Source organism: Streptomyces sp. NPDC030245, assembly GCF_055572995.1.
Window position 1 is genome coordinate 473196 of record NZ_JBVICF010000004.1, and the last position, 24000, is coordinate 497195.

20 protein-coding genes and 1 tRNA gene are annotated in these 24000 nt (G+C 73.0%); 8 read left to right on the forward strand and 13 right to left on the reverse strand.

Features of this window, described 5'->3' with window-relative positions; translation table 11 throughout:
• Positions 1 to 259 precede the first annotated feature (259 nt).
• Positions 260 to 1075, forward strand: coding sequence for a LuxR C-terminal-related transcriptional regulator (locus tag ACZ4Z4_RS14135; protein WP_468326675.1), 816 nt, complete (start codon positions 260 to 262; stop codon positions 1073 to 1075).
• Here the strand turns inward: ACZ4Z4_RS14135 and tamR are convergent.
• Positions 1034 to 1531, reverse strand: coding sequence for a MarR family transcriptional regulator TamR (gene tamR, locus ACZ4Z4_RS14140; RefSeq protein ID WP_358579554.1), 498 nt, complete (start codon positions 1529 to 1531; stop codon positions 1034 to 1036). The two genes, ACZ4Z4_RS14135 and tamR, sit on opposite strands and share 42 nt — an antisense overlap.
• Before the next feature lie 102 nt (positions 1532 to 1633).
• Here tamR and ACZ4Z4_RS14145 point away from each other — a divergent pair, with 102 nt between their 5' ends.
• Complete coding sequence (locus tag ACZ4Z4_RS14145) at positions 1634 to 2464, forward strand: trans-aconitate 2-methyltransferase (protein ID WP_468326677.1); 831 nt, start codon at positions 1634 to 1636, stop codon at positions 2462 to 2464.
• Positions 2464 to 2829 (forward strand): VOC family protein, encoded by a 366-nt coding sequence (locus ACZ4Z4_RS14150; protein WP_468326679.1) that lies wholly within the window; start codon positions 2464 to 2466, stop codon positions 2827 to 2829. Before ACZ4Z4_RS14145 ends, ACZ4Z4_RS14150 begins: the two co-directional genes overlap by 1 nt.
• Before the next feature lie 79 nt (positions 2830 to 2908).
• Here ACZ4Z4_RS14150 and ACZ4Z4_RS14155 read toward each other — a convergent pair whose 3' ends face one another.
• Positions 2909 to 3595 carry a TetR/AcrR family transcriptional regulator gene (locus tag ACZ4Z4_RS14155; RefSeq protein ID WP_398303459.1) on the reverse strand — a complete coding sequence of 229 codons (687 nt, stop codon included), beginning with the start codon at positions 3593 to 3595 and terminating at the stop codon, positions 2909 to 2911.
• Positions 3592 to 4605 carry an acyl-CoA desaturase gene (locus ACZ4Z4_RS14160; RefSeq protein ID WP_468326681.1) on the reverse strand — a complete coding sequence of 338 codons (1014 nt, stop codon included), beginning with the start codon at positions 4603 to 4605 and terminating at the stop codon, positions 3592 to 3594. Before ACZ4Z4_RS14160 ends, ACZ4Z4_RS14155 begins: the two co-directional genes overlap by 4 nt.
• A gap of 278 nt (positions 4606 to 4883) precedes the next feature.
• Here ACZ4Z4_RS14160 and ppc point away from each other — a divergent pair, with 278 nt between their 5' ends.
• Positions 4884 to 7628, forward strand: coding sequence for a phosphoenolpyruvate carboxylase (gene ppc / locus ACZ4Z4_RS14165; RefSeq protein ID WP_468326683.1), 2745 nt, complete (start codon positions 4884 to 4886; stop codon positions 7626 to 7628).
• A 155-nt stretch (positions 7629 to 7783) separates the two neighbouring features.
• On the opposite strand, the gene pth is transcribed toward ppc, so the two are convergent.
• The 5 genes from pth to ACZ4Z4_RS14190 form a co-directional block, all read right to left on the reverse strand.
• Positions 7784 to 8386 (reverse strand): aminoacyl-tRNA hydrolase, encoded by a 603-nt coding sequence (gene pth / locus ACZ4Z4_RS14170; protein WP_468326685.1) that lies wholly within the window; start codon positions 8384 to 8386, stop codon positions 7784 to 7786.
• Between the two features lie 104 nt (positions 8387 to 8490).
• Entirely contained in the window at positions 8491 to 9084 is a 594-nt protein-coding gene (locus ACZ4Z4_RS14175; protein WP_468326686.1) for a 50S ribosomal protein L25/general stress protein Ctc, read from the reverse strand.
• 180 nt (positions 9085 to 9264) lie between these two features.
• The gene (locus ACZ4Z4_RS14180) at positions 9265 to 10239 is read right to left on the reverse strand and encodes a ribose-phosphate diphosphokinase (protein ID WP_150168841.1); all 975 of its coding nucleotides are present in this window, start codon (positions 10237 to 10239) and stop codon (positions 9265 to 9267) included.
• Positions 10240 to 10352: 113 nt separating this feature from the next.
• Positions 10353 to 11801: a bifunctional UDP-N-acetylglucosamine diphosphorylase/glucosamine-1-phosphate N-acetyltransferase GlmU gene (gene glmU, locus ACZ4Z4_RS14185; RefSeq protein ID WP_468326688.1), complete on the reverse strand. Its 1449-nt coding sequence runs from the start codon at positions 11799 to 11801 to the stop codon at positions 10353 to 10355.
• A gap of 137 nt (positions 11802 to 11938) precedes the next feature.
• A tRNA-Gln gene (locus ACZ4Z4_RS14190) sits at positions 11939 to 12011 on the reverse strand.
• 260 nt (positions 12012 to 12271) lie between these two features.
• On the opposite strand from ACZ4Z4_RS14190, the gene ACZ4Z4_RS14195 reads away from it, so the two are divergent.
• Entirely contained in the window at positions 12272 to 13594 is a 1323-nt protein-coding gene (locus tag ACZ4Z4_RS14195) for a sensor histidine kinase (RefSeq protein WP_468326689.1), read from the forward strand.
• A gap of 42 nt (positions 13595 to 13636) precedes the next feature.
• Here the strand turns inward: ACZ4Z4_RS14195 and ACZ4Z4_RS14200 are convergent, their stop codons facing one another.
• Complete coding sequence (locus ACZ4Z4_RS14200) at positions 13637 to 14167, reverse strand: SUKH-3 domain-containing protein (RefSeq protein ID WP_468326691.1); 531 nt, start codon at positions 14165 to 14167, stop codon at positions 13637 to 13639.
• A gap of 58 nt (positions 14168 to 14225) precedes the next feature.
• A complete protein-coding gene (locus ACZ4Z4_RS14205) occupies positions 14226 to 14888 on the reverse strand; it encodes a YwqJ-related putative deaminase (protein WP_468326693.1) in 663 nt (220 codons plus the stop codon).
• Positions 14889 to 15161: 273 nt separating this feature from the next.
• Between ACZ4Z4_RS14205 and ACZ4Z4_RS14210 the strand changes: the two genes are divergently transcribed.
• The 3 genes from ACZ4Z4_RS14210 to ACZ4Z4_RS14220 all read left to right on the forward strand — a co-directional run bounded on the left by ACZ4Z4_RS14210 (position 15162) and on the right by ACZ4Z4_RS14220 (position 20331).
• Positions 15162 to 16154, forward strand: coding sequence for an SMI1/KNR4 family protein (locus ACZ4Z4_RS14210; RefSeq protein ID WP_468326694.1), 993 nt, complete (start codon positions 15162 to 15164; stop codon positions 16152 to 16154).
• Positions 16155 to 16161: 7 nt separating this feature from the next.
• Positions 16162 to 19272, forward strand: a complete 3111-nt coding sequence (locus tag ACZ4Z4_RS14215) for an SUKH-4 family immunity protein (protein ID WP_468326696.1) — start codon at positions 16162 to 16164, stop codon at positions 19270 to 19272.
• Between the two features lie 159 nt (positions 19273 to 19431).
• Positions 19432 to 20331 carry a cellulose-binding protein gene (locus tag ACZ4Z4_RS14220; RefSeq protein ID WP_468326697.1) on the forward strand — a complete coding sequence of 300 codons (900 nt, stop codon included), beginning with the start codon at positions 19432 to 19434 and terminating at the stop codon, positions 20329 to 20331.
• Here ACZ4Z4_RS14220 and ACZ4Z4_RS14225 read toward each other — a convergent pair.
• From ACZ4Z4_RS14225 to ACZ4Z4_RS14235, 3 genes are all read right to left on the reverse strand, one after another.
• Positions 20328 to 21938 (reverse strand): sodium/solute symporter, encoded by a 1611-nt coding sequence (locus ACZ4Z4_RS14225; protein ID WP_468326699.1) that lies wholly within the window; start codon positions 21936 to 21938, stop codon positions 20328 to 20330. The two genes, ACZ4Z4_RS14220 and ACZ4Z4_RS14225, sit on opposite strands and share 4 nt — an antisense overlap.
• On the reverse strand, positions 21935 to 22381 hold the full coding sequence (locus tag ACZ4Z4_RS14230; protein ID WP_468326701.1) for a DUF485 domain-containing protein: 447 nt from the start codon (positions 22379 to 22381) through the stop codon (positions 21935 to 21937). Before ACZ4Z4_RS14230 ends, ACZ4Z4_RS14225 begins: the two co-directional genes overlap by 4 nt.
• A gap of 109 nt (positions 22382 to 22490) precedes the next feature.
• A complete protein-coding gene (locus ACZ4Z4_RS14235; RefSeq protein ID WP_468326890.1) occupies positions 22491 to 23963 on the reverse strand; it encodes an MDR family MFS transporter in 1473 nt (490 codons plus the stop codon).
• Between the last annotated feature and the right edge of the window lie 37 nt (positions 23964 to 24000).

The following is a 24000-nucleotide window of genomic DNA, read 5'->3' on the forward strand; positions in this document are numbered from 1 at the left end:
GCGTCGGCCAATCAGTTCTGCAAATCGCCTTCCGCTCCGGGCGTCCGGCCCTACTCTGAAGGGCAGTGCCGGTGGGGGCCGGCACTGATCAGGGGGCGAGACAGTCGGGTACGACGCCCGGCGTGGGGGTGGCGGTCACAGCACGGCGGCGGCCGTGCGACTGCGTCGATCCCCGTACCGGGCGCCGTACCCGCACCAGCCGTTCTCCGATGACGGGGTATCCCCAGCTCCTTGCGGGAGCGCGGGGAAGGGGGTTTCTGTGGTTCGCATTCGAGTCCTGGTCGTCGACGACCACCGCATCTTCGCCGAGTCGCTGGCCGCCGCGCTCGCGGCCGAGCCCGACGTCGACGTCTCCGCGGCCGGCAGCGGTCCCGCCGCGCTGCGCTGCCTGGAGCGGGCGGTCACCGAGGGCCGCAGATACGACGTGCTGCTCGTCGACGCCGACCTCGGCAGCACCGCGAACGCGATGCAGGGCGCACTCCCCCAGACCCTCGGCTTCGCCAGGGCCGGGGGGACCCCCGTCGCCGCCCCCGTCCAGGAGGGCGGCGCCGACGGGCTCGTCGACGGCATCTCCCTGGTCGCCGGCGTCCGCTCCGGCCAGCCCGCCGTGCGCACCGTCGTCCTCGCCGAGAAGGACGACCCGCGCCGCGCGGCCCTCGCGCTCCAGGCCGGCGCGTCGGGATGGGTGGCCAAGGACTGCTCCCTGTCCCGGCTGCTCACGGTCATACGCGGCGTCCTGCGGGACGAGACCCATCTGCCGCCCGCCCTGCTCACCGGCGTCCTGCGCGAGCTGACGGCCGCCCGCAAGCACCGCACCGAGTCCGAGCGCCTCGTGGAGTCCCTGACCCCGCGCGAGCGCGAGGTGCTGCGCTGCATGGTGGCGGGGCTCGGCCGCAAGGCCGTCGCCGAGCGCCTCTTCCTCTCCCCGCACACGGTGCGCACCCACATGCAGAACGTGCTGGGGAAACTGGGCGTGCACTCCACCCTCGCCGCGGTGGCTCTTGCCCGGCGCGCGGGCGTCGGCCCGGCCGACCTAGCCGGGGATGTTGTCGAACGGGGCGGTCAACTGGCGTAGCAGCCCGGCCAGCTCGCCGCGCTGGGCGCGGGAGAGCTCGGCGAGGATCGCCCGCTCCTGCGCCAGGAGGCCGGCGAGGGCCTGGTCCGCGCGGTCCCGGCCCTCGGCGGTGAGGCGCACGAGGACGCCGCGCCGGTCGCTCGGGTCGGGCAGGCGCTCCACGAGGCCCTTCTTCGCGAGGCGGTCGATGCGGTTCGTCATGGTGCCGGACGTCACGAGCGTCTGGGTCAGGAGCTGGCCGGGGGAGAGCTGGTAGGGCGCGCCCGCCCGCCGCAGCGACGTCAGGACGTCGAACTCCCAGGGCTCCAGATTGTGCTCGGCGAACGCGAGCCTGCGGGCCCGGTCGAGGTGGCGCGCGAGCCTGCTCACGCGGCTGAGCACCTCGAGCGGTTCCACGTCGAGGTCCGGGCGCTCCCGGCGCCACGCTGCGACCAGCCGATCGACCTCGTCCTCCATGACGATCAGTGTAGGGGGTCTGTCGACGTGAAGTCTCTTGACGTCAAGATACCTGGGGTTCAGGATGACGTCAGACCCCCGTCACCCGAGGAGGCCCGCTCCATGACCGCAGCCGCCCCGACCTGGGACCCGCAGCAGTACCTCCGCCACGCCGACCACCGGTCCCGCCCCTTCGCCGACCTCCTCGCCCGCGTGCCCGAGCTCCCCGCCGAAGGCCGGCCGCCCCGCGTCGCCGACCTCGGCTGCGGGCCGGGCAACGCCACCCGGCTCCTCGCCGAGCGGTGGCCCACCGCGCACATCACCGGCCTCGACAACTCACCGGAGATGCTGGCCCGCGCCGCCCGGCTCGCCGGTCCCACCGCCGGGGGCGGCCGCCTCGACTTCGCCCCGGCCGACGCCACGGAGTGGGCCCCGGCCCCCGGCACGTACGACCTGATCCTCTCCAACGCGACCCTTCAGTGGGTGCCGGGCCACGCCGACTCGTTCCCCGTGTGGATCGAGGCGCTGACGCCCGGCGGCACGTTCGCCTTCCAGGTTCCGGGCAACTTCGACGCCCCGAGCCACGTCCTGATGCGCGACCTCGCCTCGTCCGCCCGCTGGCGCGGTCGCCTCGGCGACGTCCTGCGCCACGGGGACGCGGTGCTCCCGCCGGGGGCGTATCTGACCCGCCTCGCCGACCTCGGCTGCGAGGTCGACGCCTGGGAGACGACGTACCAGCACCTCCTCACGGGCGACGACCCGGTCCTCGACTGGGTCAAGGGCACGGGCCTGCGCCCGGTCCTGACCGCCCTGGCGGACGACCCGGCGGCGACGGAGGCGTTCCTCGCGGACTACCGCGAGCTGCTGCGTACGGCGTACCCGGCGACGGGGCACGGCACGGTCTTCCCGTTCCGGCGGGTGTTCGCGGTGGCCCGCAGGGCCGGTGACGCCTGATGCTCACGGCGATCGACCACGTCCAGCTGGCGGCCCCACCGGGCAGCGAGGCGCGGCTGCGGGAGTACTACTGCGGGGTGCTCGGCATGCGGGAGGTGCCGAAGCCGCCGGCGCTCGCGGCGCGCGGCGGCTGCTGGTTCGAGGCGGGGGCCGTGCGGCTGCACCTCGGCATCGAGGAGGACTTCCGGCCCGCGCGGAAGGCGCACCCCGGGCTGCGGGTGACCGGCATCGAGGCGTACGCGGAACGCCTCGATGCCCGGGGCGCCCAGGTGGCCTGGGACGACAACCGCCCCGGCCACCGCCGCTTCTACTCGCAGGACCCGGTGGGCAACCGCTTGGAGTTTTTGGAGCCGGACGAGGAGTGAGGGCGGGCGGGTGGGGAAACCCGCCGCGGAGCGGCGGGGCCCTGCGGACGCGAGGCGCAGGCCCAGCAGGGCGACGACGTCAGCTCTTCCGGTGACCTATCAGACGGGGCTTCGGCTCAAGCCCGTCCAACCCGTGCCACGCCAGGTTGACCAGGTGCGCCGCCACCTCCGCCTTCTTCGGCTTGCGCGCGTCCAGCCACCACTGGCCCGTCAGCGCGACCATGCCGACCAGCGCCTGCGCGTACAGCGGCGCCAGCTTCTGGTCGAAGCCGCGGCCCTTGAACTCCTGGCCGAGGATGTCCTCGACCTGCGTCGCGATGTCGGAGATGAGAGAGGCGAAGGTGCCCGTCGACTGCGCCACCGGCGAGTCGCGGACCAGGATGCGGAAGCCGTCCGTGTACGTCTCGATGTAGTCGAGCAGGGCGAACGCGGCCTGTTCGAGGAGCTCGCGCGGGTGTCCCGCCGTGAGCGCCCCCGTCACCATGTCCAGGAGCTGCCGCATCTCGCGGTCCACCACGACCGCGTACAACCCCTCCTTGCCGCCGAAGTGCTCGTACACGACGGGCTTGGAGACGCCGGCCTTCGCGGCGATCTCCTCCACCGACGTGCCCTCGAACCCCTTGGCGGCGAAGAGCGTGCGACCGATGTCGAGAAGCTGCTCCCGGCGCTCGGCACCCGTCATCCGGGTCCGGCGGGTACGCCGGGGCTGCTTCTCTTTGCCGGCAGGGCTTGAATTGCTGGAGTCGGTCGCCACGTCGTCCATCATGCCGCGTCAGTGGCCTGCGGCTGGCGGCGGGAGTCGATGCGCGCCTGCGACGGCCACCGCACGTCGTACGCCCAGCCGAGCCGCTCGCACCAGCGGATGATCCGCGCCGACGAATCGATCTGGCCCTTCATCACGCCGTGCCGCGCCGACGTCGGGTCGGCGTGGTGGAGGTTGTGCCAGGACTCGCCGCAGGAGAGCACCGCGAGCCACCACACGTTGCCCGAGCGGTCACGCGACTTGAAGGGCCGCTTGCCCACCGCGTGGCAGATCGAGTTGATCGACCACGTGACGTGGTGCAGCAGCGAGACGCGGACCAGCGAACCCCAGAAGAACGCCGTGAACGCGCCCCACCACGACATCGTCACCAGGCCGCCCACCACCGGCGGGATGGCCAGCGACACGACCGTCCACATCAGGAACTGCCGCGAGATCCGGCGGATCGCCGGGTCCTTGACCAGATCCGGCGCGTACTTCTCCTGCGACGTCCGCTCCTCGTCGAACATCCAGCCGATGTGCGCCCACCACAGCCCCTTCATCAGGGCCGGGATGGTCTCGCCGAAGCGCCACGGGGAGTGCGGGTCGCCCTCCGCGTCGGAGAACTTGTGGTGTTTGCGGTGGTCGGCCACCCAGCGCACCACGGGGCCCTCCACCGCCATCGACCCGGCCACCGCGAGCGCGATCCGCAGCGGCCGCTTCGCCTTGAAGGAGCCGTGCGTGAAGTAGCGGTGGAAGCCGATGGTGATGCCGTGGCACCCCAGGAAGTACATGAAGACGAGCAGGCCGAGGTCCAGCCAGCTCACTCCCCAGCCCCAGGCCAGCGGCACCGCCGCGACCAGGGCCAGGAACGGGACGGTGATGAAGAGGAGCAGGGCGATCTGTTCGAGTGAACGCTTCCGCTCGCCGCCCAGCGTCGCCGGGGGCGGCGGAGCGGCCGAACCGGCAGGGCCGGCCGCCCGCGGAGCGTCTTCGATCACATCGGCGTCGGAGTACGCATCGGAGGTTGTCGTCATGGGCACGTCCCCTATGGGGTCGAGGGATGGGGGTGGGAGAGTGCACGGGCACGGTTCCCGCAGCGGCTGCGACACCACGTTACCTACGGTTCCGTAACCTACGGCGACGTAAGTATGGCAGTGCGGGGCTCCGCGGCAAGAGGCCGCGAGCTTCGTGCCCGAAGTGACACCTATCCTTGGAGACGGTCGGACAGCGCGGTCCGCTCTGTATCTCCCCGGTTCCCCACCGGAACCCCTCCCAGTCTTGAAGCGCTTCAACACTGCAAGGAGCCGCACCTGTGAGCAGTGCCGACGACCAGGGCCAGCAGGCCACAAGCACCGCCAGCGCCGAGCTGCGCGCCGACATCCGCCGCCTCGGCGACCTGCTCGGCGAGACCCTCGTACGCCAGGAGGGTCCCGAACTCCTCGAACTGGTCGAAAAGGTCCGCCGTCTGACGCGCGAGGACGGCGAGGCCGCCGCCAAGCTCCTCGGCGGCACGGAGTTGGAGACCGCGGCCAAGCTGGTCCGCGCCTTCTCCACGTACTTCCATCTGGCGAACGTCACCGAGCAGGTCCACCGCGGCCGCGAGCTGCGCGCCCGGCGCGCCGCCGAGGGCGGCCTCCTCGCCCGCACCGCGGACCGCCTCAAGGACGCCGACCCCGAGCACCTGCGCCAGACCGTGCAGCACCTCAACGTGCGCCCCGTCTTCACCGCGCACCCCACCGAGGCAGCCCGCCGCTCCGTGCTCAACAAGCTCCGGCGCGTCGCCGAGCTCCTGGAGACCCCGGTCATCGAGTCCGACCGGCGCCGCCACGACACCCGACTGGCCGAGAACATCGACCTCGTCTGGCAGACCGACGAGCTCCGCGTCGTCCGCCCCGAACCCGCCGACGAGGCCCGCAACGCCATCTACTACCTCGACGAGCTGCACGCCGGCGCCGTCGGGGACGTACTGGAAGACCTCACCGCCGAACTGGAGCGCGTCGGCGTCCAGCTGCCCGAGGGCACCCGGCCCCTCAGCTTCGGCACCTGGATCGGCGGCGACCGCGACGGCAACCCGAACGTGACGCCCCAGGTCACCTGGGACGTCCTGATCCTCCAGCACGAGCACGGCATCAACGACGCGCTCGACATGATCGACGAGCTGCGCGGCTTCCTCTCCAACTCGATCCGCTACACCGGAGCCACCGACGAGCTCAAGGCCTCCCTCCAGGGCGACCTGGAGCGGCTGCCCGAGATCAGCCCCCGCTACAAGCGCCTCAACGCCGAGGAGCCCTACCGCCTCAAGGCCACCTGCATCCGGCAGAAGCTGGAGAACACCAAGCAGCGCCTGGCCAAGGGCACCCCGCACGAGCCGGGCCGCGACTACCTCGGCACCAGCGAACTCCTCGAAGACCTCACCCTCATCCAGACCTCGCTGCGCGAGCACAAGGGCGCCCTCTTCGCCGACGGCCGGATGAACCGCACCATCCGCACGCTGGCCGCCTTCGGCCTCCAGCTCGCCACCATGGACGTACGCGAGCACGCGGACGCCCACCACCACGCGCTCGGCCAGCTCTTCGACCGCCTCGGCGAGGAGTCCTGGCGGTACGCGGACATGCCCCGCGAGTACCGCCAGAAGCTCCTCGCCAAGGAGCTCAGGTCCCGGCGCCCGCTCGGCCCGTCCCCCGCGCCCGTGGACGCCGCGGGCGAGAAGACCCTCGGCGTCTTCCTCACCGTCAAGAAGGCCCTCGAAGTCTTCGGACCCGAGGTCGTCGAGTCGTACATCATCTCGATGTGCCAGGGCGCGGACGACGTCTTCGCCGCCGCCGTCCTCGCCCGCGAGGCCGGCCTCATCGACCTGCACGCCGGCTGGGCGAAGATCGGCATCGTGCCGCTCCTGGAGACCACCGACGAGCTGCGCGCCGCCGACGTCATCCTCGACGAGATGCTCGCCGACCCGTCGTACCGCAGGCTGGTCGCCCTGCGCGGTGACGTGCAGGAGGTCATGCTCGGCTACTCGGACTCCTCCAAGTTCGGCGGCATCACCACCTCCCAGTGGGAGATCCACCGCGCCCAGCGGCGTCTGCGCGACGTCGCCCACCGCTACGGCGTCCGGCTGCGCCTCTTCCACGGCCGCGGCGGCACCGTCGGCCGCGGCGGCGGCCCCTCGCACGACGCGATCCTCGCCCAGCCCTGGGGCACCCTGGAGGGCGAGATCAAGGTGACCGAGCAGGGCGAGGTCATCTCCGACAAGTACCTCGTGCCGTCACTGGCCCGCGAGAACCTCGAACTGACCGTCGCGGCGACGCTCCAGGCGTCCGCCCTGCACACCGCCCCCCGCCAGTCCGACGAGGCCCTCGCCCGCTGGGACGCCGCCATGGACGTCGTCTCCGACGCCGCGCACTCCGCGTACCGGCGCCTCGTCGAGGACCCCGACCTGCCGACGTACTTCCTCGCGTCGACGCCGGTCGACCAGCTCGCCGACCTGCACCTCGGCTCCCGGCCGTCGCGACGTCCCGGCTCTGGCGTCTCGCTGGACGGCCTGCGCGCCATCCCGTGGGTCTTCGGCTGGACCCAGTCCCGGCAGATCGTGCCCGGCTGGTTCGGCGTCGGCTCCGGCCTCAAGGCGCTGCGCGAGGCGGGCCTGGACACCGTCCTCGACGAGATGCACGAGCACTGGCACTTCTTCCGCAACTTCATCTCCAACGTCGAGATGACGCTCGCGAAGACGGACCTGCGGATCGCCAGGCACTACGTGGACACGCTCGTGCCGGACGAGCTCAAGCACGTCTTCGACACGATCGAGGAGGAGCACGAGCTGACGGTGCGGGAGGTGCTGCGCGTCACGGGGGAGAGTGAACTGCTCGGGTCGCACCCGGCGTTGCGGCAGACGTTCGCGATCCGCGACGCGTATCTCGACCCGATCTCGTATCTTCAGGTCGCGCTGTTGAAGCGGCAGCGCGATGCGGCTGCCGCTGGCGCGGAGCCTGATCCGTTGCTCGGGCGGGCCTTGTTGCTCACCGTCAACGGTGTGGCGGCGGGGCTGCGCAACACGGGCTGAGTTGCCCTCGGCCGAATGTGACAGGGCCCCGCATCGCTTCGGCGGTGCGGGGTCCTGTTCGTGGTGTGTCGGGTGCGGGTTCGTTGTGGCTTGTCGCGCAGTTCCCCGCGCCCCTGAGCGGCACCAGCTCGCCCGGCGACGCAGCCTGAGCGGGGTCAGGAGTTGTATGTGCTCTGGGCGCGTTCCAAGCCGTCCGTGAGCAAGGATTCGACCGCGTCCGCCGCTCGGTCCACGAAGTAGTCGAGTTCCTTGCGTTCCGTCGAGGAGAAGTCCTTCAGGACGAAGTCCGCGACCTGCATGCGGCCCGGCGGGCGTCCGATGCCGAAGCGCACCCGGTGGTAGTCGGGGCCCATCGCCTTCGTCATCGACTTGAGGCCGTTGTGGCCGTTGTCGCCGCCGCCCAGCTTCAGGCGCAGCGTGCCGTAGTCGATGTCCAGCTCGTCGTGGACCGCGACGATGTGCTCCGTCGGGACCTTGTAGAAGTCGCGGAGCGCCGTCACCGGGCCGCCGGAGACGTTCATGTACGACATCGGCTTCACGAGGATCACCCGGCGGCTCGCGGGGCCGGGCGGGCCGACGCGGCCCTCGACCACCTGCGCCTGGGCCTTCCCGGCCCGCTTGAACTTGCTGCCCATGCGGTGCGCGAGCAGGTCGGCCACCATGAAGCCCACGTTGTGCCGGTTCATGGCGTACTCGGGGCCCGGGTTGCCGAGGCCCGCGATCAGCCAGGGGGCGCTGGCGTCGGTCGTCACGTGCATGTCTCCTTCATACGCGGTCCTGCGCGCGTCTTATGACCTCATACGCGGCAGCCGCCGCCCCCCGAGGGAGCGGCGGCTGCCGTGCCGAACGTGCGTCGCGAGGCTCAGGCCTCGGCGGCCGCGTCGCCCTCGGCGGACTCGGCCGGGGCCTCCTCGGCCTGCGCGGCCAGGACCTGGAGGACGACGGTGTCCTCCTCGACGGCCAGCGTGGAGCCGGAGGGCAGCGGGATGTCCTTGGCGAGGACCGAGGCGCCGGCGTCCAGACCCGCGATGGAGACGGTGACCGACTCCGGGATGTGGGTGGCCTCGGCCTCGACCGGCAGGGTGTTCAGGACGTGCTCGAGCAGGTTGTTGCCCGGCGCCAGGTCGCCCTCGGTGTGGACGGGGATCTCGACGGTGACCTTCTCGCCGCGCTTCACGATGAGCAGGTCGACGTGCTCGAGGATGCCGATGCGGAGGGCGTCGCGCTGGACGGCCTTCGGGATGACGAGCTCGCTGCGGCCGTCGATGTCCAGGTTGATCAGGACGTTCGAGGTCTTCAGCGCCATGAGGGTGTCGTGGTGCGGAAGGGCGATGTGGACCGGCTCGGTGCCGTGGCCGTAGACGACGGCGGGCAGCTTGTCGGCGCGACGCAGACGGCGGGCGGCACCCTTGCCGAACTCGGTACGGGTCTCGGCGGTGATCTTCACCTCGGACATGTGCACTCCTCGTATATGCAGTGACGGGAAAGAATCGGTCACCCGGCCACGAACGGCCTGCTACGAAGAGCGCGTCGATAACGGACAGCCACACAGAAAAGTGCGGCCTCCCTCGCCGAGCAACTTCAGCAGTCTACTCGGCGACGGAGGCCGCACCAAAAGGATCTTCTACCGGGCGCTCTACTGCTCGTCGAAGAGGCTCGTCACCGAACCGTCCTCGAAGACCTCGCGCACCGCGTTCGCGATCGTCGGCGCGATGGAGAGCACCGTGATCTTGTCGAGCTCCAGCTCGCTCGGCGTGGGCAGCGTGTCCGTGAAGACGAACTCGCTGACCTTCGAGTTCTTCAGGCGGTCCGCGGCGGGGCCGGAGAGCACACCGTGCGTGGCCGTCACGATGACGTCCTCGGCGCCGTGCGCGAAGAGGGCGTCGGCGGCGGCGCAGATCGTGCCGCCCGTGTCGATCATGTCGTCGACCAGGACGCAGACGCGGCCCTTCACCTCACCGACGACCTCGTGCACGGTGACCTGGTTCGCGACGTCCTTGTCGCGGCGCTTGTGCACGATCGCCAGCGGCGCGCCGAGGCGGTCGCACCAGCGGTCGGCGACGCGCACGCGGCCGGCGTCGGGGGAGACCACGGTCAGCTTCGAGCGGTCGACCTTCGCGCCCACGTAGTCCGCGAGGATCGGCAGCGCGAAGAGGTGGTCGACCGGGCCGTCGAAGAAGCCCTGGATCTGGTCGGTGTGCAGGTCGACCGTGAGGATGCGGTCGGCACCCGCCGTCTTCATGAGGTCCGCGATCAGACGTGCCGAGATCGGTTCACGCCCGCGGTGCTTCTTGTCCTGCCGCGCGTAACCGTAGAACGGCACGATGACCGTGATGGAGCGGGCCGACGCGCGCTTCAGCGCGTCGATCATGATCAGCTGCTCCATGATCCACTTGTTGATCGGAGCGGTGTGGCTCTGGATCAAGAAGCAGTCGGCGCCGCGTGCCGACTCCTGGTAGCGGACGTAGATCTCGCCGTTGGCGAAATCGAAGGCCTTCGTCGGCACGATGCCGACACCCAGCTTGTGTGCGACCTCCTCGGCCAACTCGGGGTGGGCGCGGCCGGAGAAGAGCATCAGCTTCTTCTCGCCGGTCGTCTTGATCCCGGTCACAGCACTGTCTCCTCAGAGAGTTCTTCCCGCTGCCGTACTCACGCGTCCCGGTGCGTCGAGTCGGCCGAATGTGCACTATCACGGTACGCCGTGTCAGGCGCACCTGTTTCCGGTCAGCTTTCGCCGGCCGGCTCCCGGGACGCCGCCTCCGCCGCCTTCGCGGCCGCGCTCCCCGGACGCTTACGGGCCACCCAGCCCTCGATATTCCGCTGCTGGCCCCGGGCGACGGCCAGCGAACCGGCCGGCACGTCCTTCGTGATCACGGAGCCCGCGGCGGTGTACGCGCCGTCCCCGACCGTGACAGGAGCCACAAACATGTTGTCCGAACCCGTACGACAGTGGGACCCCACCGTCGTGTGGTGCTTCGCCTCGCCGTCGTAGTTCACGAAGACGCTCGCGGCGCCGATGTTGGAGTACTCGCCGATGGTCGCGTCCCCCACGTACGACAGGTGGGGCACCTTCGCGCCCTCGCCGATCGTCGCGTTCTTCATCTCCACATACGTACCCGCCTTGGACTTGGTCCCAAGCCGGGTGCCGGGCCGCAGATACGCGAACGGGCCGACGGTCGCCCGCTCGCCGATCTCGGCGTGGTCCGCCACGCTGTTGTCGACCCGGGCGCCCGCGCCCACCGTGGTGTCCTTCAGCCGCGTGTTGGGGCCCACCTCGGCGCCCTTGCCCACGTGCGTGGCGCCGTGCAGCTGCGTCCCCGGGTGCACGACGGCGTCCCGCTCGAAGGTGACCGTGGCGTCCACCCAGGTCGACGCCGGGTCGATGACGGTGACGCCGGCCAGCATCGCCTCCGTCAGCAGCCGGTCGTTGAACGTCCGCCGGGCCTGGGCCAGTTGCACGCGGTTGTTGATGCCCGCGATCTCCTCGTGGTCGTCCGCCACGGCCGCGCCCACCCGGTGCCCGGCCTCGCGCAGGATGCCGAGGACGTCCGTCAGGTACTCCTCGCCCTGGCTGTTGTCCGTGCGCACCTTGCCGAGCGCCTCGGCGAGGAGGCGGCCGTCGAAGGCGAAGACGCCGGAGTTGATCTCGCGGATGGCGTGCTGGGACTCGGTGGCGTCCTTGTGCTCCACGATCGCCGTGACGGCGCCGTTCGCGGCGTCGCGGACGATGCGGCCGTAGCCCGTCGCGTCCGGCACCTCGGCGGTCAGCACGGTCACGGCGTTGCCGTCGTCGCTGTGGACTGCGGCGAGCTTGCGCAGCGTCGCGCCCGTCAGGAGCGGGGTGTCGCCGCAGACCACCACGACGGTGCCGTCGACCGGGCCGCCGAGCTCCTCCAGGGCGATGCGGACGGCGTGCCCCGTGCCGTTCTGCTCGGCCTGGTAGGCGGTGCGGACCTGCGGTGCGACGGCGCCCAGGTGCTCCCTGACCTGCTCGCTCTGGAAACCGACGACGGTGACGAGCTGCTCGGGCGAGAGCGCGGAGGCGGCGTGGAGCACGTGCCCGATGAGGGAACGGCCACAGATCTCGTGCAGGACCTTGGGCAGGTCCGACTTCATACGGGTGCCCTCACCCGCTGCGAGGACGACGACGGCTGCCGGGCAGGTTGCGCTCACGGGGGATGCCCTTCGGCTTCGGATGGGTTGGGGTTCCTCTGGGGAGGACAACCGCAGGATACCGGGGCGTTGTGGGGTGGAAATGAGGGCGGGTCCCGACCTCGGCGGTCAGGACCCGGCAAAAACTGCGAAAACTGCTCCCCCATCAGGATTCGAACCTGAACAGACGGTACCAAAAACCGCAGTGCTGCCTGATTACACCATGGGGGATAAAACTCGACTAAACCGGACAGTTCGTCAGGCCGCCGAGTCGGCACCCCACACTATGCCGTACCGACCCCCTTTGACGCGACGGTGGAGATCGATGCCCCGGCGGTCCGGAACGGGGCATTCCGGGGTGGAACCGTAAAGCCTTCAACAGTTCTAGGGATAACGGTGCGTTTCGCTTTCGGTCGAGCGGGGCGTGTGCTGGATCACCGAGCGGGAAACTCACCGGAAAACCGGGGCGGAACGCCCGTACGCTGGAAGACATGACCACGACGGGGGACGACCGCACCACGGCCATGACCGGGCCGTGGTGGTGGGAGCGGTGGCGCGGGGCCGCGCTGGACGCGGGGCTCGCGGCGCTGTCCGCGGCGGAGTGCGGAGCGGAGGGAGTCGCCTTCGCGCGGGACGCGGGGCTGCCCGTGCCGGTGGGAATCGCCTTCGGCGTGCTCGCGGGTGCCGCGCTGCTGATCCGGCGGCGCTGGCCCGTCGCCGTCGTACTGATATCGATCGCGATCACGCCCGCGCAGATGGGCGTCCTGCTGACGGTCGTCGGCCTCTACACCCTGGCCGCCTCCGAGCTGCCGCGCCGCATCACGGGCGCCCTCGCCGGCATGTCGATGGCCGGGACGCTGATCGTCGCGCTGGTGCGGGCCAACCAGGACATGGCGGAGGGCAGCCCGTCGATCGGCAGCGAGTTCATTCCGTTCTTCGCGGTGACCGCCGCGATAGGGGTGACCGCGCCGCCGGTGCTGCTCGGGCTGTACGTCGGCGCGCGGCGCCGTCTCGTGGAGGGCATGCGGGAGCGGGCCGACAGCCTGGAGCGGGAGCTGCAACTGCTCGCCGAGCGGGCCGAGGAGCGGGCCGAGTGGGCAAGGAACGAGGAGCGGACCCGGATCGCCCGCGAGATGCACGACGTGGTCGCGCACCGGGTGAGCCTGATGGTGGTGCACGCGGCGGCGCTCCAGGCGGTGGCCCGCAAGGACCCGGAGAAGGCCGTGCGGAACGCGGCACTCGTGGGTGACATGGGCCGGCAGGCGCTGACGGAGCTGCGGCAGATGCTCGGCGTGCTGCGGACCAGCGACGGCGCGCAGGGCGCGAAGCCCGCCGAGCCGCTGCCGCTGGCCGCCGTGGGGTTCGCGGCGGCCGCGGCGGCGTCCCGCGCGGTCGACGAGGACGGCCCGTGCCTGGCGGAGCTGGACGAGCTGGTGGGCCAGTCGCGGGCGGCGGGCATGGCGGTGGACCTGTCGGTGCAGGGCGAGCCGCGCGACTGCTCGGCCGACGTGGAGCAGACCGCTTACCGGGTGGTGCAGGAGGCGCTGACCAACGTCCACAAGCACGCGGCGGGCGCGAAGACGTATGTGCGGCTCGCCTACCGCGGCGCGGAGATCGCGATGCAGGTGGAGAACGAGCCGCCGCCGGAGCCGGACGGCTCGGCGGACGCCCGCCTGCCGAGCGGCGGCAACGGCCTGGTGGGGATGAAGGAGCGGGTCACGGGCCTGGGCGGGGTCTTCGTCTCGGGCCCGACGGACGGCGGCGGCTTCCGCGTCTCGGCGGTGCTGCCTGCGGCGGCTGCGGTCGCGGGATAGGGGACCGCGGCGGCGCCGACGAGTGTTCGTACGGGGTAGTCCCTACAGACCCGCGGTCGCCGAGAGGCGGGTGGGCTGGGCGCCGGTGACGAGGGTGGCGAGGGCCTGGTCGATGTGGGCGCCGAGGAACCAGTCGCCACTGTGGTCGAGGCTGTAGACGCGGCCCTCGACGTCGATCGCCAGGAGCGCCTGGTTCTCCGGCTCCTCGCCGATGGGGCACAGCTCCGTGCCGAGGGCGCGGCCGAGGTCGCCGAGGGTGCGGGCGAGGTGCAGGCCGTACATGGGGTCGAGGTGCACCGTGGCGGGAGCTATCTGCCGGCCGGGCCCCTGCGGCGTGATGTGCAGGCCGCCGAATTCGGCCCAGGCCTCGACGGCCGCGGGGAAGACGGTGTGCCGGTGGCCGGCCGGTGAGGTGTGGCGGCGCAGGGCGTCGGCCCAGATCTCGGCCTGCTTTATGTCCCAGCGGCCGGGGCGCCAGCCGGCCGCGCGGAGGGCGGCATCGACGGGGACGGGGAAGCGGGTGCTGCCGCCGGCGGCGGGTGACGTGGCCGTGGCGGGGTGTTCGGGGTGCATCGGGTGGCCCTCGTTCGGTCGTGCGGGCGGTCGTGGGGGGTGGCCGGCCGGGCGCCGGTCAGGCGTCGCTCGTCGTGGGGTCGACGACCCGGACGCCGAAGTGCGCGGTGAGGGCGGTGCAGGAGCGGCAGGGCTGGGCGAAGGCGCCGTGCAGCGGGTCGCCGTCCTCACGGATGCGGCGGGTGGTGAGCTTGGCGTGTTTGAGGGCCTTGCGGGCCTCGCCGTTGGTCATGGGCTTGCGCGAGGCGCGTTTGGAGCGGCTCGCGTCGGCCGCCGTGAGGTGGCGGGAGATCAGGATGGCCTCGGCGCAGCGGCCGGTGAAGCGCTCGCGCTGGCCGCTGGTGAGGGCGTCGAGGAAGTCCTGGACGAGCGGGTGGAGCGCGGGCGGCTCGTCGCCGCGGCGGGCGGTGCAGGTGAGCGTGGTCTGACCGCGTACGGAGAGGGCGGCGGCGACGGTGGGCAGGATGCCGTCGCGGCGCTGGCGCAGGATGGGCGCGTGGGCGGCGGTGGCGCTCCAGCCGACGCGGGGGTCGCCCGCCCGCGGGTCTCCCGCGCGTACGTCACCCGCACGTGTGTCACTTGCCCGCGAGCCGCCCGCCCGTGGGTCCCCCGCGGTCGGGCGGCTCGCCGGAGCGTGCCCCCGTGCGGTGGTGTCGTGCGTCGTGGTGCCCGCCGTCGTGGACAGCGTGTGGCCGGACATGCCGCTCTGTGCCGTCTGCATCGTGCTCTTCCCTCCCCCTGCTCGCGGCGGTCACCGCGTGTGCCACGCCCCCGCGTTGCGGGGGACAGCCTGCCAAATGGGGCGGGTGGTGCGGAAGCTGGGGCACTGCGACACGCCTGGCTTTCCGTCGGGATTCGTCGCACGGTGACCGTCCGGTGGCTGGTGGTCATGGAACCGGAGGCCCGGTGACCGGTGCCGTTCTTGCGCATAGGCTGTGTCGACATCGCAGGACCAGAACCAGAACCTTCCACAGTGCCGCAGGGGGCAACCGCCATGACGACAGGTCGGCTGGGGCAGCAGTCCGCGCCGCCGAACGCGGCCTACGCCGGGCAGGTCGTGCACTTTCCGGACCCGGTCCGCGCCGCCCGCCACCCCAGAGGGGTGCGGGTGGACGAGCACGGGTTCCCGGACTTCTCGTCGTACGCGCGCGCCGCGGCGGAGATCGCCGAGCCCCCCGAGGGCTTCGGCGTCGACGAACTCCGCCTGACGGACTACGTGTCGGCGAACGCGGCGATGGCCGCGGCCGGCCACGAACTGTGGGACACGATCCCCGCGGTGGCGACCCCGCACGGCTGGACCTGGCACCACGCGGCGCACAGCCGCCGGCTCGAACTGGTGCCCGTCGAGGTGAAGGCGCTGCTGCGGCACCACGGCGGGATCGCGACGACGGCCGTGGACCAGGAGAAGAGGGGCACGCGTCCGTTGCAGGAGACGCGGCCCGCGCACTTCGGCCTGCCGAAGGCCTCGGTCGCGGTGACCGAGCAGCAGGTGCAGGGCGTCGAGGAGGACCTGGGCTACCGGCTGCCGGGCGCCTACCGCTCCTTCCTGAAGGCGGCGGGCGGCTGCGCGCCGGTCGGCGCGGCCCTCGACGCCGAGCTGGGGCTGCTGGTGGACCAGCCGTTCTTCACGGTGCGGGACCAGGCCGCGGTCAACGACCTGGTGTACGTGAACAAGTGTCTGCGCGACCACCTGACCAAGGACTACCTGGGCGTCGCTTTCGTGCAGGGCGGTCTGCTCGCCGTGAAGGTCAAGGGTGACCGGGTCGGTTCCGTGTGGTTCTGCGCGTACGACGACGCGCGCGACGTCTCGGAGGCGGCGGGGTGGCCGCCGGCCGAGCGGGTGCGGCGGCTGCTGCTGCCGTGCGGCGACGACTTCGACGTGTTCCTGTCCCGGCTCGCGGGCAACCCGCCCGAGCTGGAGACCGTGGCGAACCTGATGGTGGACGGCGGCTTCGCGCACGCCGTCCCCGTGCCGGGTGAGGAGTGACGCAACAGTGGTGACCTTCGCGCAGGCGCAGGAGCGCGCCGAGGAGTGGATCAACGGCGACGTGCCGGGCTATCAGCACCGCGAGGTGCGGGTCCGGGAGTTCGACCTCGGGTTCGTCGTGTGGGCCGAGGACCGCGAGCACGGTCCGGTGTCGGACGGCGGCGGGCAGCGGCTCGTCATCGCACGGGACAGCGGCGACGCCACGCTCTGGCCCGCGTTGCCGGTGGGTGAGGTGATTCGCCGGTACGAGGAGGAGTACGGCCTGCCGGACGCGGCGCCGCAGGACGCGGTGCCGGCGCCCCCCCAGCGGGTCGACCTGAACCAGACGTCGTTCCTGCTCACGCCTCCGGAGTGGCTCCAGGAGGCGGCGGACAAGATGGGCATCCCGGACCGCCGTTCGGCGGCGGGGAGTTCGGCTTCGGGCGAGGCAGGGGGAACCGGTCGGGCCGGGGAATCCGGGGGGCCCGGGGAGTCGTCGGCGGCCGAGGAACTTCCGGTTTCCGGGCCCGGGTTGCCCGAGGCGCCTGCCGCTCCCGCCGCTCCCGCCGCACCTGCCGCTCCCGCCGCGCCCGTAGCGCCGGGTGGTGGTACGCCGTGGCCCGCGGCCGCCGCCTCCGACGAGGACGACGTGCCCGAGCGCGACGACAGCCTGCCCGCCACGTCGCCGGGCGTGCCCGCGGGGGCGACCCCGTGGGCCGGTACGGACACCAACTCCGACGCGGGCGAGGACCATTCGGTGCCGCTGCCCGCGACGGTGTTCGCGCCGCCGCTGGCCGGCCTCGACGAGCACGACACCCCGCCGGGTGTCGCCCCGGAGGCCAAGACGGCCCTGATGCACGGGGGCAGTCACCTTCCGGCGACGGCCATCGCCCCGGCACTGGACGCACCGACGCCGGGTGACCCTGCGGGTCCGGGGGCGGGTGCGGCCATCGCCCCGGCACTGGACGCACCGACGCCGGGTGACCCTGCGGGTCCGGGGGCGGGTGCTCCGGCTCCGGGTGGCCCGGGTGCCGGTGCCGACTCGGCTTCGGATGCGGGTGCTGCGGCTCCTGGTGCTCCGGCGGACTCGGCTTCGGCGCCGGGTGGTTTCGTGGCTCCGGGTGCTCCGGGTGCTCCGGGTGCTCCGGGTGCCGGGGCTGGCTCGGTTCCTGGTGCCCCGGCCGCTTCGGCCCCTGGTGCTCCTGCCGGTCCGCCGGCCGCCCCGCCGCAGCCGCCCGCCGGTTCGCCGCCGCCTCCGCCGCCGAGCGCCCCCGAGGCCCCCGGCGCCTCCGCCTACGGATACCCGCAGGCCCCCGGCGCCCCGGGCGCCGAGAACATCGCGGACGCCGCCACCAGCAAGGCGGAGGCGCCGCCGCACGGCCCCCGCGGGGGCGGGGCGAGCACGCCGCCGCCTCCCGCCCCGCCGGGTGCGCCCGGCGCGCCCGCCGGTAGTACGCCGCCGCCCTCGGGGCCCGGCGCCCCCGGCACTCCCGCAGGCGGTTACGTTCCGACGCAGCTCGTCTCCTCGCTCGGCCCGGACGGCCCGCAGCCACCGGCCGCTCCCGCCGCCCCCGGCGCTCCGGGTACGCCCCCGGGCGGTGTGCACCACGCGGCGACGATGCTGGCCGACCCGAGCATGGGCGGCCCCGGCGGGCTCAAGCCGCCGGCTCCCCCCGCCGCTCCGGGCGCTCCGGGTGCCCCTGGCGCGCCCCAGCCTCCCGGTCCCCCCGGTGCTCCGGGTACGCCCCCGGGCGGTGTGCACCACGCGGCCACGATGCTGGCCGACCCGAGCATGGGCGGCCCCGGCGGGCTCAAGCCGCCCGCTCCCCCCGGAGCCCCGGGCGCCCCGCAGCCTCCGGGTCCCCCCGGCGCCCCAGGTGCCCCGCAGCCCCCGGGTCCCCCCGGCCCGCCCGGAGCTCCCGGCGCCCCGGGCGCCCCGGGCGCTCCCGGCGCGCCCGCCGGCCCCGGCACCCCGCCGCCCCCCGGCGGCGGCGTCCACCACGCCGCGACGATGCTGGCCGGTCCCGCGGTCGGCGGCCCGGGTGTGCCCGGCATGCCTCCGCCGCCCGCGCCGGGCCACCCCGGCCCCGGCGCTCGGGGGATGCACGGCGCGCCCGGCATGCCGGGCGGCCAGCCGTACGGCTACCCGCAGCAGCCCACCGGGCAGCCGACCGTCGGCCCCGGCTACCAGGCCGTACTGCGGTACCGCGCGGCCGACGGCTCCGAGCAGCAGCTCATCCGGCGCTCGGCGCCCGGCACCCCGCACCCGGAGTGGCAGATCCTGCACGAGCTGCGCGGCATGAACGTGCCGCCGCAGCAGGTGCTCGAACTCCACACGGAGCTGGAGTCCTGCGAGCTGCCGGGTGCGTACTGCGCCCGCATGATCCGCGAGACCTGGCCGCAGGCGCGGATCACGTCGATCGCCCCGTACGGCAGGGACCACGCGTCCCGTCGCCAGGGCATGCAGCAGCTCCTTGCCCACCAGGGCGAGCTGCACCAGGTCGCGGACGGGCCCGCCAGGCCGGCGCCGGTGCGCGCGCCGTTGCAGCAGATGCCGCCCGCTCCGCCGATCCCGCCGGAGGGCGTCGCGCAGGAGCTGGCCGCGGCCTTCGGGCCCGGCATCTTCCGGTTCGACCAGCGGGCCGTGTCGCGGCAGGGCGTGCCGGACATCGTGGCGCACACCCTCGTGGTGGCGGGCCTGCCCGTCGACTTCGGGCCGTTCTTCTGGGCGCAGGCCCAGCCGGGGCGCCCGGTGCCGACGCTGGCGGAGCTGGCGCAGGAGCGGGGTGTGCAGCCAGCGTCCGACGCGGGCTCGTACCTGGTGATGGGCAGCGACTTCGGGCGCGCGCTGTGCGTGCAGTACGGCACGGCGAACATCGTGGCGGTGCCGGTGGAGGCCGGCCCCGGCGGCGCGCCCGTGCCGCCGCAGTTCGTGAACACGGGGCTGCCCGAGTTCGCGCGCTGCATGGCGTTGCTCGGCCGGATGTGGCGGCTGCGCTTCGGGCTCAACCAGGAGCAGGCGGGCCGCTGGACCGTCGACTTCCAGAACCAGCTGGCCGCGCTCGACGGGGCGGCGCTCGCGTCGCCGGAGAGCTGGTGGTCGGTGCTCCTGGAACAGATGTGGGACGGCCTGCTGTAGCGCTCCGCGCGCGAGGCGCCCGCTCCGGAGTCCGGGGCGGGCGCCTCACCCATTCGGGGCGTGGGCGGCGGGGAATGTCGCCCCGATTCCGACTTCTGGCGTCATTTGCCGCATCCTTGACAGGGTGGGGTGAGTGGGCGTCGGAGAGGTGGTCCAAGGATGAGCAGCAGTGCACCGTCGTCGCCGCACGGCTTCGTCACTGTGCGGGGGCGCGGCTACCGTCCCGAGCAGGTGGAGGCGTACGCCGCGGGTCTTTCCCGGGCGCGGGACGAGGCGTGGGAGCGGGCCGCGCGGCTGACCGTCCTCGCCAAGGACATGGAGGCGCAGGCCGAGCACCTGCGGGACGCGGTGTCGCGGCTGGCCCCTCAGACGTACGAGACGCTGGGTGAGCGCGCCCGACAGATCCTGGCCCTCGCCGAGGCGGAGGCCGCCGACCTGCGCGAGGCCGCGGAGGCCGAGGCGCGGCGTGTGACGGAGACGGCCGAGGCCGGGGCGCGGGAGGTGCGGGAGGCCGCGCGCGCCCACGCCGAGCAGGTGGGCGCCGAGACGGACGAGCGGGTGCGGCAGCGGCTCCTCGCCGACCGGGCGACGGCCGACGAGGCCCGGATCTCCGCCCGGCAGGACGTGAAGGCGTGGCGCGGCGAGGCGCTGGCCGTGCTGCGCGAGATGCGGGAGCGGTGCGAGGCGCTCTTCGCCGAGCAGGAGAAGGAGCAGGGCGAGCGGTGGGAGGCCGCCGAGCGGGAGATCGCGGAGCGGGAGTCGGCGTCGGACGCGCGGGACGCCGAGCGGCTCGCCGCCGCGGAGGCCGAACTCGCCGCGGCCAAGCGGGCGTTCGCCGAGGCGGAGGAGTCCGCGCGGCACCGGCAGGAGGACGCGGAGGCGCACGGCGCGGAGCTGGTCGCGGAGGCCGTCCTGGTCGAGGAGCGGCTGGCCCGCGACACGGAGCGGGTGCTGCGCGAGCACGGCGAGCAGTGGGACGAGGTGCGGGCGCACATGGATCACGTACGCAGCAGCCTCGCCGCCCTGACGGGCCGGGCGCCGGCGGAGGAGACCCCTTAGACGTCCCCTCCTTCGTTCCTCTCTCTCCGCCCGGCCAGGATCCGGCCCTCCACCGCCTCGTACCGCCTGCGGTGCTCTTGCGCCTCGTCGCGGTCCGAGAGGCGGGTGCCGAGCCAGCCGAGGAGGAAGCCGAGCGGGATGGAGGCGATGCCGGTCGTCGTGAAGGGGAACCACGTGAAGTCGTGGTGCGGGAAGGCGGCGCCGGGGCTGCCGGAGACCAGGTTGGTGCCCGTCATCAGGACCGTCGCGCCGAGGGTGCCGCCGAGCAGGGTGCAGAGCAGGCCCGTGCGCGTGTAGCGGCGCCAGAAGAGGCTGTAGACGAGGGCCGGGGCGAGGGCCGAGGCGCCCAGGCAGAACGAGAGGGTGGCCAGGGGCTGCAAGCTGTGGTCCTTGACGAGGACCGCGAGGGCGATCGCGAGGGCGCCGGTGGCGAGCGCGCAGGCGCGGGCCAGTGTCATCTCGCGGCGGGGCGAGCAGGCGCGGCCGTGGGCGAGGACGTCGTGGGCGAGGGAGTTGGCGCAGGCGAGGATCATGCCGGCGACGGAGGCGAGCAGCGTCAGGAACAGCGCGGTGGTGACCGTCGTGAAGACCAGTGTCTCGGCCGTCGAGGTGTGGGCGCCGAACGCCGCGCGGGCGCCGAGCAGGAAGGCGGTGTTGCCCTGCGGGTCGTCCTCCGCGATGGCCGCGCCGCCGATGAGCGCGGTCGCGCCGAACCCGACGACGGTGATGATCAGGACGAAGAGGGAGACCGACGAGACCGCCCAGGACATGGAGCGGCGTATCTCGCGGGCGCTGCGGGCCGTGTACATGCGCATGGTGACGTGTGGGAGCGCCGCGGCGCCGAACACCACCGTCAGCTCCGAACCGATCATGTCCAGGCGGGGGTTGGGGCTGTCGGCGAACTGAAGGCCGGACCGGAGGAAGGCCGGGCCCGCCCCGCTGCCGCGCTGTGCGGCGGCCAGCAGGGCGCCCGCGTCCCAGTCGAAGCGGCGCAGGACGAGTACGGCGATCACCGCGCCGGAGCCGAGCAGCATCACCATCTTGAGGATCTGGATGAGGGCGGTGCCCTTCATGCCGCCGATCGCCGCGTAGCTGATCATGAGGGCGCCGAGCGCGACGATGCAGCCGGTCTTCAGGCCGTCGTCGGAGAAGCCGAGCAGGAAGGCGAGGAGGTCGCCCGCGCCGGCCAGCTGGACCAGCATGAGCGGGAGCAGGGCGGCCAGGGTGGCCGCGCACACGGCGACGCGGGCGGCGCGGCCCGGCATGCGGCGTGCCACGACGTCGCCCATGGTGAACCGGCCCGCGTTGCGCAGGGGTTCGGCGAGCAGGAACATCAGGAGGGTGAGGGAGAGCGCCGTGCCGAGGGCGAGGACCACGCCGTCGTGGCCGAGGAGGGCGATGACGCCGGTGGTGCCGAGGACGGTGGCGGCGGAGATGTAGTCGCCGGCGATGGCGAGGCCGTTGCGCATCGGGGAGAGCGCGCCGAAGCCGGTGTAGAACTCGTCGAGGTCGTCGCGGTCGGGTCCGGTCAGGACGCAGAGCAGCAGCGTGAGGGTGACCACGACGGTGAAGGCGACCAGGGACATGGTCTGCGCCTGGTCGCTCATGCGGGTTCTCCGCCCGTCGGTGCGGGCGCCGGCTCGCGCTGTCTGCGCAGCCGTTGGGCCAGCGGGTCGATGTGCCTGCGGGCCGTGTGCTCGTACAGGACGAGGGCGAGGCAGATGACGGGGAGCTGGCCGAGGCCGAGCAGCAGCCCGGTGGTGAGGCCGCCGGAGACGGCGCGGGCCATCAGGGACGGGGCGAAGGCGGACAGGGCGAGGAAGAGCGTGAAGTAGCCGAGCGCGGTGAGGGTGGCGAGCCTGCGCCGGCGCCGGTAGGCGCCGCGCAGCTTGCGCAGGTCGCTGTGGCGGCCGGGAGCGGGGTGGCGGGGGCGGCGGGGTGCGGGTGGCGGTGGGGGCGGTGGCTGCCAGGGGTAGGTGAGGTGGGGCTGCGGGTGGTGGGGCTCGGGCCGTGGGGGCGGGACGGGGGCGTCGTACGGGGGGTGGGTCATCCCGGTTCTCCTTGCGCGGCTTGCGGTCCGTGGTGCGGGCCGCAGGGAGCGAGGGGAGCGAGACGTTACTTGTAGGTAGGGGTGGCGTGCGGGGTTTTCGGGGATCCGGTCAGTCGGTCTGTTGCGTGGGGGACAACTGCTCCTGCTGAGGGACGAGTTGCGCGTCCTTGAGGACGGGGAAGCGCCGCGGTGCCAGGAAGAGCAGGACGAGCAGGGCGAGCACGGCGGCGCAGCCCGCCCCGAGGTAGACCGCGTCGACGGCGGAGTCGACGGCCCGCCGCAGCGGCTCGGGGTCGGCCACCGACCCCGGGTCGTCCAGGATGCGCGCCACCGAGTCGAGCGAGCCGGCTCCGTCGAGGCGCGCACTCAGCACTCCGTTGGCGACCGCGCCGAAGAGGGCCGCCCCGAGCGTCTGGCCGATCTGGCGGCAGAACAGGACGGAGGCGGTGGCCGTGCCGCGCTCGGCCCAGCCGACGGTGGACTGGACGCCGACGATCAGGGGGAGCTGGAAGAGCCCGAGCGCGGCGCCGAGGAGCAGCATGAGCAGGGCGGGCTGCCAGGCGGAGCCGGGGTAGGGCAGCAGCGGGAAGGTGAAGAGGATCAGCGCGGCCGCACAGATGCCGGTGACCGCGGTGTTGCGGAAGCCGATCCTGCGGTACACGTGCTGGCTGAGCGCGGCGGAGACCGGCCAGCTCAGCGTCATCACGGAGAGCACGAATCCGGCGGCGACGGGGGCGAGTCCGAGCACGGACTGCGCGTACGTGGGAAGGAAGACGGTCGGCGCGACCATCAGCAGGCCGAGTGCGCCGAGGGCGAGGTTGACGGCGGCGATGGTGCGCCTGCGCCAGACCCAGCCGGGGATGATCGGCTCCTCGGCCCGGCGCTCGACGAGGACGACGACGCCGATCAGGGCGAGACCGGCGGCGAAGAGGGCGAGGGAGGGCGCCGACAGCCAGTCCCAGGCGACCCCGCCCTGCACGAGCGCGGTCAGGAGCGTGCCCCCGCAGGCGAAGACGGCGAGCGCGCCCGGCCAGTCGACGCGGCCGCGCGGCACGCTCTCCCGCTCGGGTTCGTGCAGGTGGCGCGCGATCAGCCAGAGCGCGACCGCGCCGATGGGCAGATTGATCAGGAAGATCCAGCGCCAGTCCGTGTACGCGGTGATGAGACCGCCGAGCGCGGGCCCCGCGACGGCCGAAGTGGCCCACACGGTGGACAGCTTGGCCTGGATCCTGGGGCGTTCCTTGAGCGGGTAGAGGTCGGCGGCGAGGGTCTGCACGGTGCCCTGTATGGCGCCGCCGCCGAGGCCCTGGACGACGCGGAAGGCGATGAGCGACTCCATGTTCCAGGCGAGCGCGCAGAGCGCGGAGCCGAGGAGGAACAGCACGCAGCCCGCGATGAGCACGGGCTTGCGGCCGAAGGTGTCGGAGAGCTTGCCGTAGACGGGCAGGGTCACCGTGGCCGCGAGGAGGTAGCCGGAGAAGAGCCAGGAGAAGATCGAGAAGCCGCCGAGCGTGCCCACGATCTGCGGGACGGCGGTCGACACGATGGTGGAGTCGACGGCGGCCAGCGCCATGGCGAGCATGAGCGCGGCGACGACCGCGCCCCTGCCCCGTATCGCT

Excerpts from the sequence above, each read along its gene's own strand:
- tamR (WP_358579554.1), bottom strand. The coding sequence starts at position 1,531 with ATGGAGGACGAGGTCGATCGGCTGGTCGCAGCGTGGCGCCGGGAGCGC.
- ACZ4Z4_RS14145 (WP_468326677.1), top strand. The coding sequence starts at position 1,634 with ATGACCGCAGCCGCCCCGACCTGGGACCCGCAGCAGTACCTCCGCCAC.
- ACZ4Z4_RS14150 (WP_468326679.1), top strand. The coding sequence starts at position 2,464 with ATGCTCACGGCGATCGACCACGTCCAGCTGGCGGCCCCACCGGGCAGC.
- ACZ4Z4_RS14155 (WP_398303459.1), bottom strand. The coding sequence starts at position 3,595 with ATGATGGACGACGTGGCGACCGACTCCAGCAATTCAAGCCCTGCCGGC.
- ACZ4Z4_RS14160 (WP_468326681.1), bottom strand. The coding sequence starts at position 4,605 with ATGACGACAACCTCCGATGCGTACTCCGACGCCGATGTGATCGAAGAC.
- pth (WP_468326685.1), bottom strand. The coding sequence starts at position 8,386 with ATGCACGTGACGACCGACGCCAGCGCCCCCTGGCTGATCGCGGGCCTC.
- ACZ4Z4_RS14175 (WP_468326686.1), bottom strand. The coding sequence starts at position 9,084 with ATGTCCGAGGTGAAGATCACCGCCGAGACCCGTACCGAGTTCGGCAAG.
- ACZ4Z4_RS14195 (WP_468326689.1), top strand. The coding sequence starts at position 12,272 with ATGACCACGACGGGGGACGACCGCACCACGGCCATGACCGGGCCGTGG.
- ACZ4Z4_RS14200 (WP_468326691.1), bottom strand. The coding sequence starts at position 14,167 with ATGCACCCCGAACACCCCGCCACGGCCACGTCACCCGCCGCCGGCGGC.
- ACZ4Z4_RS14205 (WP_468326693.1), bottom strand. The coding sequence starts at position 14,888 with ATGCAGACGGCACAGAGCGGCATGTCCGGCCACACGCTGTCCACGACG.
- ACZ4Z4_RS14210 (WP_468326694.1), top strand. The coding sequence starts at position 15,162 with ATGACGACAGGTCGGCTGGGGCAGCAGTCCGCGCCGCCGAACGCGGCC.
- ACZ4Z4_RS14220 (WP_468326697.1), top strand. The coding sequence starts at position 19,432 with ATGAGCAGCAGTGCACCGTCGTCGCCGCACGGCTTCGTCACTGTGCGG.
- ACZ4Z4_RS14225 (WP_468326699.1), bottom strand. The coding sequence starts at position 21,938 with ATGAGCGACCAGGCGCAGACCATGTCCCTGGTCGCCTTCACCGTCGTG.
- ACZ4Z4_RS14230 (WP_468326701.1), bottom strand. The coding sequence starts at position 22,381 with ATGACCCACCCCCCGTACGACGCCCCCGTCCCGCCCCCACGGCCCGAG.
- ACZ4Z4_RS14235 (WP_468326890.1), bottom strand. The coding sequence starts at position 23,963 with ATGCTCGCCATGGCGCTGGCCGCCGTCGACTCCACCATCGTGTCGACC.